This is a genomic window from Shewanella glacialipiscicola, from assembly GCF_023283485.1.
Classification (GTDB): Bacteria; Pseudomonadota; Gammaproteobacteria; order Enterobacterales; family Shewanellaceae; genus Shewanella; species Shewanella glacialipiscicola.
The window spans coordinates 17541-32033 of record NZ_JAKILU010000018.1; the positions used below are offsets into that span (position 1 = coordinate 17541).

Genomic DNA, 14493 nt, shown 5'->3' on the forward strand with positions numbered 1-14493 from the left:
TTTAGTGCTAGGCGTAATTTAAGTTAGACGTAATTTAGCGAGTACATCTTTTTCTTTAAGCTCAGCCATTGCGACATAGGCCACTGGCACCACAAATAGCGAGAAAAAAGTGCCTGTCAGTAATCCACCAACCAACACTAAACCGATATTGGCTAAACCTAAGGAGCCAGGCCCTGAAGCCAGTGCTAAAGGTATCGCACTTAAAATCATCGTCAGCGAAGTCATTAAAATTGGTCTTAAACGAGATTTAGCACTGCTGAGCGCCGCTTCAATCGCATTCAAACCTTGAGCCTGTTGCTTATTTGCAAACTCCACCAGCAAAATGCCGTGTTTTGTCACCAGTCCCACTAAGGTGAGTAGACCAATTTGTGAGTAAATATTCATGCTCTGGCCGAACAGGGTTAAGGTCAGCAATGCACCAACAATACACAAGGGTACCGTCAGTAAGATGATTAAGGGATCAACAAAGCTTTCAAACTGCGCGGCCAAAATCAGATAGATAAACACCAGTGCTAACAAAAATAACGACTGAGTGCCCGCTTGTGAATCCATTAAGTCCTTCACCACTCCATTGTATTTAAAACCTTGGGCATCATTGAGTAACAATGGCAATTGCTCGTCTAAGTAGGTTTTAATTTCGTCGGTAGAATAACCGGGCATAATATCTGCCGTCAGCTCAGCGCTATCAAGACCCATAAAGGTCTTAATGTTAGATTCTGCCGTTGTTTGCTTAATCGACACGAATTGCGATAAAGGTAAGGCTTGTCCTGATTCGGAGGTGACATAAAGCTTATTCAACACACTGAAATCACTTAGCTTGTCTAAGTTAACTTGTACTTGTATTGGATAGGTAAAGCCATCGGTGGCATGTAAATCCGCCGCTTTTACCGAGCCAAGGAAGGTCGAAAGCGCATTAGTCACGTCGCCATAACTCACGCCTGAAAGAATAATCGCGTTGCGATCGATAGACAAATCGTAGCGCAGCTGATCACGCAGCACAGAGTTATCCACGTTAGTCACTCCAGAATAATCCTCCAGTAGTTTTTGGACTTTGGCGGCAGTGGCGTTGAGCTCATCTTTGTTACGATCTAAGGTCGTCAGCTCTAAACGTAAGTTATTGGCAATGCTGAGGTTATTGGCCGAGCGAATGCTAAAGGACATGTTATAGGCAGAAACGCTTGCCTTTGATTTAGTCATCAAGTCATTAATAACATCATCAATACCTTCACTGCGTTCACCCCAAGGCTTAAGCAGCACATGGTTCACAGGTTCGCCCTCGATATAGGACAAGTTAGCGCCAACGGCGGGATGACCATCCATCACGCCATTAAGCTCAGCATTGTGATTAAGATGATACTGACGTCCCACGCCTGTAGGGCCATTAGATGCCACATCGATAAAGCCTGAATCTTCCGCAGGCAACAGTATTTTAGGTAATTGCCAGTAAGCGATACCGGCAAGACCGACGAGAACCACAGCGGCACCGAACATTAAGCGTTTACGGACAAACCACTTCTCCAGCTCTTTAATATATAAATAATTTAATTGCTGTAGCGCATTCTCGACTCGGTTAAACCATTGCGGCTGCTGTGCTGTGGTATTGATAAGATACGCACTCATCATCGGTGATAATGTTAGCGCTACCATGCCAGAGATTATTACCGCAGCGGCTAAGGTAAAGGAGAATTGCCTAAACAAATCAGCGGTTAACCCTGACATCAATCCAATCGGTAAATACACCGCCACTAAGGTTAGCGTCATGGCAATAATAGGGAAGATAATCTCCTGACACCCTTTAATCGCGGCGTTAAAGGGTGTTTCACCGTTTTCAATATGCCGATAACAATTTTCAACCACCACAATGGCATCGTCCACCACTAAGCCAATGGCCAAGATAATCGCCAGAATGGTCAACACATTGATGCTAAAACCTAGGGCCGACATCACGGCAAACACCCCAATCACACATACGGGAATAGTAATAATCGGGATTGATGCAGCGCGTAGGCTGCCCAAAAATAACACTACGACCAAAGAGACTAAAATCACCGCCTCAATCAGTGCAGAAAATCCTTCATCGATAGAAGCCTCAATAAAGTCAGCCTGATTATAGGCCAAGGTCATTTCTAATCCCTGGAGTAAATGCTGTTGCATGCGCGCAATTTCAGCCTTAATGTTCACCGCGACTGTCACTGGGTTTGCATTGCTCAAAGGCAAAATCTGCAGTGACATCGCACTGTGCCCACCGATAGATAGCATACTCGGCGACAGACTTTCTTCACCCATTACCACATCGGCAACATCAGCCACGCGGATGATCTTGCCCTCGCTGACTTTGATCACCAGATCTTTCACATCATCCAGTGTTTCAACTTGATTTAACGGGTTAATTGAGAAATCCCGCGACTTCCCCTTAATTGCCCCCGAGGTAAAACTGGCATTATAAGAACCTAAGGTGCCTACTACATCGGCGGCCTTAATGTTTAACGCCTTCATTTGCTCAGGGTTAAGCCAAACTCTCACCGCCTTTTGTGAACCACCATACGGCCCCCACACAGCACCAACACCTTGAACTTGCTTAAGTTGCGGTACTAACTGTTGGCTAATGTAGTCATACATAACCTGCTTTTCCATACCGCCTGCATTGACAAAGGTGATGATATTACTCGCAGCATCTGTTGCCGAGGTATCGTCGGTAACGGTAGGTTTATCTATCATGCTCTGGGGGAAATCGTTGATCCCTTCAACACTACTGCGCAGCTTATTCATTAAGTTGGTGTAGTCGATATCACTGGTATCGTCATTGAATTTAATCGTTAACGAGCAGCGCCCTTCGCTACAGTCGGTCGACATAGTATCGACCTTATCAATACCCGAAGCCGCCGCAATGAGCTTATCGGCCACATTGCTCGACATAAAATCGGCGCTCGCCCCTGCAATTGAGGCATTAACAGAGGCCGAGTGAGTGGTGTGCTCAGGAAAATATTGAATATCGAGTTTTTGAAAGGCGATTAATCCCAGTAATACCGCCATGATGCTGAGAACTGAGGCAAAGATAGGGTGGCGGATACAGACTTCGGGTAAACGCATTATTCAGCCTCCTCACTCACTGAGTTCGCGTTTGCCGCGGCAGTTGATTTAGTGTGTGAGCCAGCATTTGAGTCAGCTGTTGGCTCTGCTGTTGATTCAGCTGCTGATTCAATATTTGGCACGAGCTGGCTATCTTTAAGCTTTTTATCCTGCACGACTTTTATCTGGCTATCGGACTTAAGATTTTGCATACCCGTTTTCACGACCAAATCGCCTACGGCTAAACCTTCGATAACCACTGCATAACCATCGTTAGTATTTTGCGCGAGTTTAACCACTTGCTTGACCGCGCTATCGCCGCGCACTAACCAAACAAAGCGCTCGGCATTATTAGCAATAATCGAGTTTTGCGGCACTAATAAACGTTTGATACCGCGGCTATAGTACTGTTTGATATTGGCGAACATACCGGGGGCGAGTTTAAATTCGGGGTTTTCGAGGGTAGCGTGAATATCCACTCGACCTGAATTAATGTCAACGGCGGGCGCCACATAATTCACCACTCCTGTAAAAATTTTATCGCCGTAGGCCTCCACGGTGACATCAACCTCTTGGCCTTTTTTTGCCTTACCAAAATCATGCTGGCTAATGGCATAACGGACTTCGACGGGATGTAGGCTATACAAGGTGACTAATGCAGTAGCTGCGCCAATTTGGCTGCCAATCGACTGACTAAAGCTGGTTAACTGGCCATCGAAGGGAGCCTTAATCAGGTAATCGTTCATCACCGCTTGCTTCTGCCTGAAATCGGCATCGGCCAGATTAACATTTTCCCTCAGCTCATCCACATCTTGTTTGGCAAGTGCGAACGGCTCTTTAATCAACAAATCTTCAATACGTTCAAGCTTAGTTTTAGCTAAGGCTAACGTGCTCTTGGCCTTATCTAAATCCGCCTTAGCTTTAACGTTATCCAGCTCGGCAATGATTTGCCCTTTTTTAACCTTATCGCCATGGTTAAAGTGAATCGCGCTAATTTTTTCGCTGGCACTAAAATTCAGTACAGCTGAATCGATGGCATTGATTTTACCGACTTCTTTCACGGTATCGTCAAAGGCGGTCTCTTTTACCGCCTCTACGGTAACCGGGATAATATCAACCTTGTCAGCCGCCACCGCCGTTAAGGAGCTTAAAGCTAGCAGACTGGTTATAAAAAAGGTTACAGGAGCGAATAAGGTGGGTTTTAAATCCTGATGGGAGTGGTGTGTTAATGAAATATCGCAAGCAGTACGCACTTGTGTAGTCGCTAGTTGTGTAAGCATAGTTAATGAAACCTATCGTTTTTGACTATTCAACGGACATCCTATCCGACAGCAGCTCACCGGATTGAACCCAAGATTTACCCAAATCACCTAAAGTGGCTATTTCAGCATTTTGAGATTATTTGGGTATACAGCCTATAGGCATAATCCGAGTGAGCGCCAGTAAAAATGCCATCACACATTCAAATAAAACAATAAGTTAACCATATAAGTAACATCTAAAACTTAAATCACACGCAGGAAAAATAAACACAACAAAATACCAACAAATGTAAATTGACAGCATTGTGCAATTAATCAACAGTTTTCAAGTTGATGTTTAATTGCAATAAAACTGGGACGTTGGTGAGCATCTTCTAACATACACTGGGTTTTAATCGCACCGAGCTTGGCATACTTATCAGGGCATATTTGCGTATCTACATAGGCCAAGAGATCCTCAATCAAGCAGCCTAGCGCACGTACCTCAATGGCCTGTATCACTAAACGCGCTGCTGCCGATAGATTACCTAAGTTCGACGCCGCACCAAAATCACCAAATAACAACTGCATCTGCCGATTAACCATAATGTTATGGGCATACACATCGCCGTGGCTCACCTGTTTGGCGTGCATGTGCGCCATTGCATCTGTTAATTGATAGGCGACTTTTACAACGTCATCCACGCTAAATTGAGTGCCGACTTTAAAGGTATCGCGGGTACAGGTCAGCAGGCTGGGAGGTAAACCTAAGTTACTAAATCCAGGCGGAATGAGCTCCATAACTAAGCCTAACTGGTCTTTTTGGCTAATGTGCGCCACAACCTTAATCAAACTTGGGTGATCGCCCGTTGTAAGGCAGCAATCAAGTTCATCTGCAGGATAACCATCGCTAGTCACTTCGCCCTTAAAAAGTTTGACTGCAATTTGTGCCGTACCGGTTGCGGTTATCATGGCCTGATTTAACCAATCACCGCGATAAATCACCCCTGACGCACCTTCACCAAGCTGTTCTGCTAACTTAATATCAGCCAACGTCACATTAGCCACGGTCGTCACATCGCTATGGGGGTCTACCAATGTATGGCTAAACGGATTACCCGCAAAGGCGAGCCAAGTGAGCTTAGGCAGACTGAGTAACCAAGTGGGCAGTGCTTGCAGTTGATTAGCAGATAAGCGCACTAACTCTAAGTTACGGCAATTTTCCATCGACTCCGGCAGAGTCGTTAATCGGTTGCCCGCTAAGGCTAGCTTTTGTAAACGATGCAAATCCCCCATAGCCGCAGGCAGCGTGTCAATCTGGTTATCCGTTAAAATCAACCAACGAGTTTGTAAGGGTAATGCTGTTGCTGCAACTGTGGTGATTTGATTCGCCTTAAAGCCAATCATCTCTAAATTTGCACAGCGCCCCAATGCCTCGGGCAAATGTTCAAAGCGATTATTAGAAGCGAAAATGATTTTTAAACGCGATAAACGGTGTAAATCGTCGGGTAATGTACTCAGTTGGTTATTCGACAAATCGAGAATTTCAAGCGTATCGGCTAAGTCAAAAATCTCCCGAGGAAACTCGGTTAAGTTCTCTGCCAATTGTAAACGGATAATCCCCTGTAACTGCCCTGCCCTTAATTGCGCTAACGTCTGCACTGTATTACCCAAATCAATGAAAAAACACGGCTATGGTAGCGTATTCACTGGTAAATCTAAACGAAATATCAGTACCCAAACGGCTCTTGGGTTGGCATCAAAACCGTGTGGATCTATCCAGAAACGTGAAAACAGATTAGCATGTGCCTCAATATGGAATGCTAGGCTACTCAATTACAGGACTATTATGCGGACACCATTTCGCCAAACGCACTCTTTCACAGCGCTCATGCTAACCATGCTGATGGCCCTATTAACGGGTTGCGCAGCAACATCAGCAAGCCCATCAGTAACAGAATTCAATACCCCACCTGACAATGTTCAGCCAGAGCTGAGCAACGCAATACCCCACGAGGCCAAGGCTGCGCCAGTCGTTGAGCAATACATCAATGTGTGGGCAAAAATTCAACATGCTAATACGATTGACGTCCATGACGATGCAGAAGTACGCAAGCAGCGTAACTTTTTCGATGACAAACAAAGATTTATGAATCAAGTGGGTGAACGCGCCGAACCTTTTTTATATTATATTGTGAGTCAACTCGAAGCGCGCAACATGCCATTAGAATTGGCGTTATTACCCATAGTTGAGAGTGGTTACAATCCTCTAGCTCAAGCCAACGGCCCAGCTGGACTGTGGCAAATGATCCCCGCCACTGGGCGTAATTTTGGCTTAACCATTAATTCAGCTTACGACGGCCGCAAAGATGCACTCGCATCTACTGATGCTGTGCTCGACTATTTACAGCACTTATACGACACCCTAGATAATGACTGGATTAACGCAGTTGCCGCCTACAACACCGGCGAACTGGTAATTAAAGCCGCCATAGACAAAAATAAAGCCAAGGGCAAACCTACAGATTTTTGGTCACTAGGCATTCCAGCTAAACGCGTACAAACAGTGCCTAAGTGGTTGGCATTTATTCAAATTATTCGCGCCCCAAATCATTACGGCCTAAAAATACCAGCGATTGATAATCGCCCTGTCTTGGATAGAATTCCTGCTCCTAATGGGGTAGATATCGGCCAGATAGCGGATGCCGCAGGCCTGAGCAAAGCAAAATTTAAAACCTATAACCCAGGCTTTCGCCAGGGAGTGATCCCCAGTAAAGGTAAATACCAAATCGCTCTACCTCTGGAAAACATAGGACTGTATCAAGAGAATCAAGATAAACTCTACGCTCAAAAACGCTATGACAGCCAAAGCTACACAGTCAAATCTGGCGATAGCCTAGGCTCTATTGCAGCTAAATTTGGTATGTCAGTAAAAGCATTAAAACAAGCGAATAATCTGACCTCTGACCGCCTCAAAATTGGTCAAGAGCTCACGCTATTAACGCCGATGGCGACAAATGATAATCAACCTGAAGCGGTTAAAGTTAGCAGCAATAAGGCCAAGGTCGATACAAAAGTCAGCAGCAAATCATCAACCAAGGCTAAAACCCCCACCAAGCCAGCCGATAAAACTGCGGCAAAAGCGACAACCTACAAGGTAAAATCCGGCGATTCCTTGGATAAAATTGCCCGTAAAAATAAGGTTAAACTGGCAGATTTAATGAAGTGGAACCAGCTTAATGCCAAGAGCATCATTAAGCCTGGCCAAGAGTTAAAAGTCACAGAATAAACTTAAGTAGCAGTTATCAAAAATAAAACCGCCAGCTAGAGATACTAAAATGCCGCTCACTTAAGTGAACGGCATTTTTTTATTTCAAATATAAAAGCACTTAATGTCGAGCTCGCATTAGGCGAATAATAAGCGCGAGATGATTAAATCCTAAACTCTTGAACCAACACTGATAAACGTTTAGCCATGTTGGCCAAGTTTTCACTCTGCTGCGAGCTAGTGTTTGCGCCCTCAGCGGTCTGTTCTGCCGCATTGCTGATATTAACGATATTAGTGTTAATCTCTTCCGATACCGCATTTTGTTCTTCCGCTGCGGTAGCTATCTGGCTATTCATATCCGTAATCGTAGCAATGGCGGTGGCGATACTCTGCAGTACTTCCCCAGTGCTACGTGTATGATTAACGCTATCATCAACATACTGGCGGCTATCCTGCATGGCATTTGTAGCCAGTTTAGCTCCCCCTTGTAACCTCTCAATCATTACTTGGATTTCTTCGGTAGATTCCTGCGTTCGACTTGCTAAGGTTCTCACCTCATCGGCAACCACAGCGAAACCACGGCCCTGTTCTCCTGCTCGCGCAGCTTCAATAGCCGCGTTAAGTGCTAATAAATTAGTTTGTTGAGCGATGCCTTTAATTACATCCAAAATGGTGCCAATTTGATTGCTATCTTGCTCTAAATTTTTAACCACCTGTGATGCGTGCTCAATACCCGCTGCTAAGCTTTCAATCGCTTGTATTGTATTACTCACAACGTTAAGCCCAGCCTTTGATTTCACATCGGTCTGCATAGCCGCATCGGCCGCGTCACTCGCATTTTTCGCAACTTCAGCCACAGTCGCAGTCATTTCGTTCATGGCAGTTGCGACCATCTCCAACTCATTACGCTGAGTTTGCACTAACCTTGCGGTGTCGGCCGTTATCGTCGCCATGCCTTGGGAGGACTCAGCCAAGGAAGTTGAAGTTTCATTAACACCTTGCAAGCTAACGTGAAATTTATCTAGCATCACATTAAATGAACGAGATAATTGTCCAAACTCATCTTGAGAAGTGATTTCAATCCGACGGGTCAAATCTGAGTTCGCTTCAATTGACGTGATGGAACTATGCATACGATTAACAGAGCGTAAAATAGTTCGCGAGACAAAGAACAATATCATCCCCGCCAAAGTAAATGAGCCTAGTATGAGACCCAATAACTGCAAGCGCATAGATACCAAAGTGCTCATAGCCTCGGACTGAACCCGTAAACGCAGTATCTCTTCCGCATCGGTTAATTCTTTAAATGTACGCCTGGCCTCATTGGCAAAAGGGCTAGCTCCTTCGCTATATTCTCGCCATGCAATCTGCAACGTTTCAGGAGTACGTTCAACAGATTTAAGCTCTAACATTCGCACTCGCCCATCTTCTAAAAAGGCTTTGGTGGCTTGTGTAGAGTTAGCAGCAAGTCGGTTGAGGATTTTTTTATCCGATTCTTTCACAATAAAGCCAATGGAGGCGTCTAAGTTTTCGAAATGGCGATAAATCTCTTCAATATTTGTCTCGAGTAATGCGAAATTTTTATTAAAATCATCTCCTAACATGATGCTACGAGAAAGACGCGATACATAGTTCATATCACGGCTAATTGATAATAAATATTTTTGGCTGTTAACTGCGGCCTGATCATATTCATTAAACCGTTGCTCAACGCGTATCGTACTAAAAAACACTTCGGATAAAATTGCACACCCAGTTAACCCCAACACCAACATCACGGCAAATAACTTACGTTTAATACTTAGTGAAGCCAGCCATTCCATTTTATTATCCTATTAAATCTATCTGTGATTGAGTACATGTAATGTCCGTTTAGGATAAATCATGTTTATTTAAGTTAACAATTAGCCATCACATAAATGTGTTATTTTTTATGAAAAACACTAAAACATTTTACAAACAATGACTTACATCCACCAACGTGCATTAGCGACCTAGTGATAAATACGGTTTTATTTTATTTTAGTTATCAAAAAAGAAAACGGTAATATTGTAATGAAAATAATCAAACTGCAGTATAGCGCAATCTATTTATCTAGATTTTTAAAAAGTAAAATCCTTGCATGCAACACGGTTAACTAAGCTGAACTGGCGATAGTGGCGGTGGTAACTGATTAACTTTATTACCTTATCCACAAAATTAACTCTACAGAGGTAGTTTTGCGTTATCAAAACAAGTTTGCGACCACTAACTAATAGTGGGCTATTAGTAGCAAAGTTAACGCAGATAAAGGGAAAAATAACCTGTAGAACCTCAGAGTTTATCCCGAGTTAACGAATAAAAGCTCCTCAACTTCTTGAGGAGCTTTTATTCTCACGGCCAAATAACTAACATAAACCATTGAAAATTAATTATTATTTAAAACTGCTGAAACCAACGTTGGATCTGCTGTGGATCTTTGCTTTGCGTTAAAGACAACATCAATAAAATTCTAGATTTTTGCGGATTAAGATTACCCGATGCCACAAAACCATATTTAATATCATCTATCTCAGCATCCAGCGTGGTGGCTCCTGTGGGTACTCGGCTAGAACGCACTACTAACACACCTTTTTGACTCGCCTTTGCTAACGTATCAAATATTGATTGGTACATATTTCCGTTACCCACACCCGCACTGACAATACCGTCAAAACCTGCTTCAACCATGGCTATGGCAGGTAAATCACTGGCGTTAGCATAGTTATAAACGATGCCAACCTGTGGTAATTTATCAAGTTTACTAACATCAAAAGGCGTTTGAGTTGTATGTTGGCGCTCAGTTTTGCCCATGTATTCAATCTTGCTATTATGGATAACGCCAAGCGGACCAAAGTTAGGCGCAGCAAAGGTGTGTACTCCTGTGGTATTGGTCTTAGTGACGTCGCGAGCGTTAAGCACCATATCGTTCATCACCACTAGTACACCTCGACCTTTCGATTCTAGGTTAGCAGCAGTCGCAACGGCATTATACAAATTCATCGGACCATCGGCACTCATAGCAGTTGATGGACGCATTGCGCCAACCAGCACTACGGGCTTGTCACTTTTCACGGTGAGATTTAAAAAATAAGCCGTTTCTTCTAAAGTATCGGTGCCGTGGGTAATGACTATGCCATCAACATCTTTGTCAGCCAGTAAAATATTGATCCGCTTAGCAAGCGCAAGCCACACTTTATCGTTCATGTCCTGTGAACCGATTTTAACCAGCTGTTCACCTTGAATATCCGCAAGTTGCTTTATTTCAGGTACGGCTACAATTAAACTATTAACACCCACTTCTCCCGCCTGATAATTAGATCCTGTCGCCGATTGGCCTACTCCCGCAATAGTGCCTCCTGTGGCAATAATACGTACCTGTGGCAGTGCCTGCGCCGCAGATGAGAGAAATAACCCTAAGCTGATGGAAAGTAAAATCTTACGCATCGAAACATTCATGCTTATATCCTTTTATTAATAGTAAACTCAGCCATAGTGTGCACCATTATTTATACCTTACAGTGACAACCCTCACTAATAATAAACAATACAAGATGGTATTAATAAATTTAATTATTTTAAACAGAACGTCATCCACTCATTTAAATAAGTTTAATTAAGATTAATAATAAGACGGCATGGTTATACGCGCTCATAATAACTTAAATTCAGCATAATTAATTTAGCATCTAATACGTCTTAATATATACACCTTTAGATTGTTAACAAAGTAACATTTTTTTATCCGGATTGTATCAAAAAGTAACGAGTCACACTCTGTCATCGAATTGAGATGCCTCTCTAACAAACAAAACAAATAACCTATTTCAACGAGTTAAGTGATCTCTATCCTAATTATCCTGCGCTTAAAGGGTTAAGATTTGTATCGATAGTCAAGGAGACGATTCTCCTTCATGTTTTCGGTATTATTTTTAATGTGTTGAGCATACTGATATACACATCTAAAAATTAATACTCGAAGATATATCTTACTATTAACTGGATTGGATAGGATCGAAATGAAAGATACTAATAGCGTACGGATCGAAGAAGATCTATTGGGTACTAAAGAAGTTTCCAATGAATTTTATTACGGCATACATACATTACGTGCCATCGAAAACTTTAAGCTGAGTAATCAAAAAATTTCCGATGTACCTGAATTAGTTCGTGGCATGATGCTAACTAAAAAAGCGGCTGCCATGGCAAATAGCGAATTAGGCGCAATAAGTCCTGAGATCGCTGACAAAATAATTGAAGCGTGCGATCTGATACTGACAACGGGCCGATTTGTTGATCAATTTCCGGTCGATGTCTATCAAGGCGGAGCTGGCACTTCAGTCAACATGAATACCAACGAGGTATTAGCCAACGTTGCACTGGAGATCATGGGTCTAGAAAAAGGCCGTTACGATGTCATCAACCCAAATGATCACGTCAACAAGTGTCAATCGACCAACGACGCCTATCCAACGGGTTTCCGTATTGCGGTCATCAACAGCACCGATATCCTGCTAGATACATTAACTGACCTTATCGCTGCTTTCGAAACTAAAGCCACAGAGTTTAAAACGATCTTAAAGATGGGCCGTACCCAGCTACAAGATGCAGTGCCTATGACATTAGGCCAAGAGTTTCATGCCTTTGCGGTCACGTTACGAGAAGAAATTAAATCTATCACGCGTTGCCAAGAATTATTGTTAGAAGTGAACTTAGGTGCTACTGCCATTGGTACGGGTCTTAATACGCCAGAGGGATATTCCTCACTGGCCATTAAACGTCTGGCAGAAATTACTGGCCGTGCTTATGTACCGGCTGAAGATTTAATCGAGGCCACGTCAGATTGCGGTGCCTACGTTATGTTGCACAGTGCGATTAAACGTATGGCGATTAAAATGTCCAAAATTTGTAACGACCTACGCCTACTGTCATCAGGTCCACGCACGGGCCTTAAAGAAATTAATCTTCCTGAACTGCAAGCGGGTTCATCCATCATGCCTGCCAAGGTTAACCCTGTGATCCCAGAGGTGGTGAATCAGGTTGCCTTCAAGATTGTCGGCAACGACATCACGATTACTATGGCCGCCGAAGCGGGTCAGTTACAGCTAAACGTGATGGAGCCTGTGATTGGCCAAGCAATGTTTGAGTCACTCAGTTTAATGGGTAATGCCTGTATCGCCCTGCGCGAAAAATGCGTTGAAGGCATCACCGCCAACCCAGAAATCTGTATGAATCATGTGCTCAATTCTATCGGTATCGTGACCTACCTTAACCCGTACATCGGCCACCATGAAGGTGACATCATCGGCAAGATTTGCGCCCAAACGGGTAAAAATGTCCGTGAAGTGGTACTTGAGCGCGGCTTGTTAACAGTTGAAGAACTGGATGACATCCTCTCAGTTGAAAACCTGATGCATCCTAAATATCAGCCGAAGAAAAATACCAGCAAAAACAAAGTGTAACTAGGTGGGGCTGGGGGAAGACTCCCCAGCCCAAACTCAATAATTCAACAATAAGCCTATGCACAATTGACACTGAACTAGGCTATGGCAATTAAAAACAAAAAAGAGTTAACACTATGATTATATTAGAGATAGCAATTGTGCTCGGGGCGATTTATCTAGGTGCTAGGATGGGTAGCATGGGTGTCGGCTTTGCGGGTGGTGTTGGAGTATTGATACTGACCGCAGGACTAGGACTCAAACCGGGTAATATCCCCATTGATGTGATCCTCATCATTATGTCAGTAATCACCGCCATTGCAGCTATGCAAGTGTCGGGTGGGATGGATTACTTAGTGTCACTGGCTGAAAAATTATTACGTAAACATCCAAAACAAATCACCTTTTTGGCCCCCGTTGTGACTTACTTCATGACACTCTTTGCGGGTACTGGCCACACCGCATTCTCCACCTTACCTGTTATTGCCGAAGTCGCAAAAGAACAAGGTATTCGTCCTTCTCGTCCTTTATCTATCGCCGTAGTCGCCTCACAGGTCGCTATTACTGCCTCACCCATTTCAGCAGCGGTAGTGTTCTTCTCTGGCATCTTAGATCCCTTTGGTGTCGATTACTTAGTGCTGTTAGCCGTATGTATTCCATCAACTTTTCTTGCCTGTATGGTTGGGGCTGTTGTCGCTAATTTAATGGGCAAAGAGCTTGCTGACGATCCAATCTATCAAGATCGCTTGGCTAAGGGTTTAGTTAAAAAGCGCGGTACAACCCAGATCACCATTAAACCAGGTGCCAAGCGTTCAGTAATGATTTTCCTTATGGCGATTGCGGCTGTGATGGTTTATGCCACTGCAATTTCTGACAAAGTAGGATTAATTGTTAACCCAGTTCTACCACGCGATGCCGCCATTATGGTGTTGATGCTGACAGCTGCTGCGGCTATCACCATTTTTTGTAAATTAGACGCAAGCGAAATCTCCAATGCCGGCACCTTTAAATCAGGTATGTCCGCCTGTGTTTGTGTATTAGGTGTGGCTTGGTTGGGTGATACTTTTGTTTCTAATCATATTAATGAAATCAAAGACCTTGCTGGTAACTTACTGCAAAGTCAGCCTTGGTTATTATCGGTCACCCTGTTCTTTGCTTCTATGTTGCTCTATTCACAGGGCGCGACGACTAAAGCACTGATGCCTGCAGCATTAGCGATTGGCGTGAGTCCTTTAACTGCAGTGGCCTCTTTTGCCGCAGTAAGTGCCTTGTTCGTATTGCCGACTTACCCTACGTTACTCGCCGCGGTTGAGATGGATGATACCGGCTCAACTCGAATTGGTAAGGCGGTATTTAACCATCCTTTCCTTATTCCGGGCGTCGTGACGATTGCTACCAGTGTGGCATTAGCGTTCCTATTTGGCGGCATGATGTTATAGCGCCATATTCCCTAAC

8 protein-coding genes are annotated in these 14493 nt (G+C 43.8%); 3 read left to right on the top strand and 5 right to left on the bottom strand.

All coding sequences use genetic code 11. The features are described 5' to 3' along the window. Window positions 1-18: 18 nt before the first annotated feature. From L2717_RS13360 to L2717_RS13370, 3 genes are all read right to left on the bottom strand, one after another. On the bottom strand, window positions 19-3090 hold the full coding sequence (locus L2717_RS13360) for an efflux RND transporter permease subunit (protein ID WP_220773588.1): 3072 nt from the start codon (window positions 3088-3090) through the stop codon (window positions 19-21). Beyond that, window positions 3090-4349: an efflux RND transporter periplasmic adaptor subunit gene (locus L2717_RS13365; RefSeq protein ID WP_220773589.1), complete on the bottom strand. Its 1260-nt coding sequence runs from the start codon at window positions 4347-4349 to the stop codon at window positions 3090-3092. The genes L2717_RS13360 and L2717_RS13365 overlap by 1 nt, the downstream gene beginning before the upstream one ends. A 297-nt stretch (window positions 4350-4646) precedes the next feature. Beyond that, window positions 4647-5972, bottom strand: coding sequence for a leucine-rich repeat-containing protein kinase family protein (locus tag L2717_RS13370; protein ID WP_220773590.1), 1326 nt, complete (start codon window positions 5970-5972; stop codon window positions 4647-4649). A 187-nt stretch (window positions 5973-6159) separates the two neighbouring features. Between L2717_RS13370 and L2717_RS13375 the strand changes: the two genes are divergently transcribed. After that, window positions 6160-7599: a LysM peptidoglycan-binding domain-containing protein gene (locus tag L2717_RS13375; RefSeq protein ID WP_220773591.1), complete on the top strand. Its 1440-nt coding sequence runs from the start codon at window positions 6160-6162 to the stop codon at window positions 7597-7599. A 143-nt stretch (window positions 7600-7742) separates the two neighbouring features. Here L2717_RS13375 and L2717_RS13380 read toward each other — a convergent pair whose 3' ends face one another. Together L2717_RS13380 and ansB are read right to left on the bottom strand one after the other, a co-directional pair. After that, complete coding sequence (locus L2717_RS13380; RefSeq protein WP_220773592.1) at window positions 7743-9401, bottom strand: methyl-accepting chemotaxis protein; 1659 nt, start codon at window positions 9399-9401, stop codon at window positions 7743-7745. A gap of 596 nt (window positions 9402-9997) precedes the next feature. Beyond that, window positions 9998-11056, bottom strand: coding sequence for an L-asparaginase 2 (ansB, locus tag L2717_RS13385; protein ID WP_220773593.1), 1059 nt, complete (start codon window positions 11054-11056; stop codon window positions 9998-10000). Between the two features lie 560 nt (window positions 11057-11616). Between ansB and aspA the strand changes: the two genes are divergently transcribed. After that, window positions 11617-13059, top strand: coding sequence for an aspartate ammonia-lyase (gene aspA / locus L2717_RS13390; protein WP_220774222.1), 1443 nt, complete (start codon window positions 11617-11619; stop codon window positions 13057-13059). 116 nt (window positions 13060-13175) lie between these two features. Then, window positions 13176-14477, top strand: a complete 1302-nt coding sequence (locus tag L2717_RS13395; protein WP_220774223.1) for an anaerobic C4-dicarboxylate transporter — start codon at window positions 13176-13178, stop codon at window positions 14475-14477. Window positions 14478-14493: the final 16 nt, after the last annotated feature.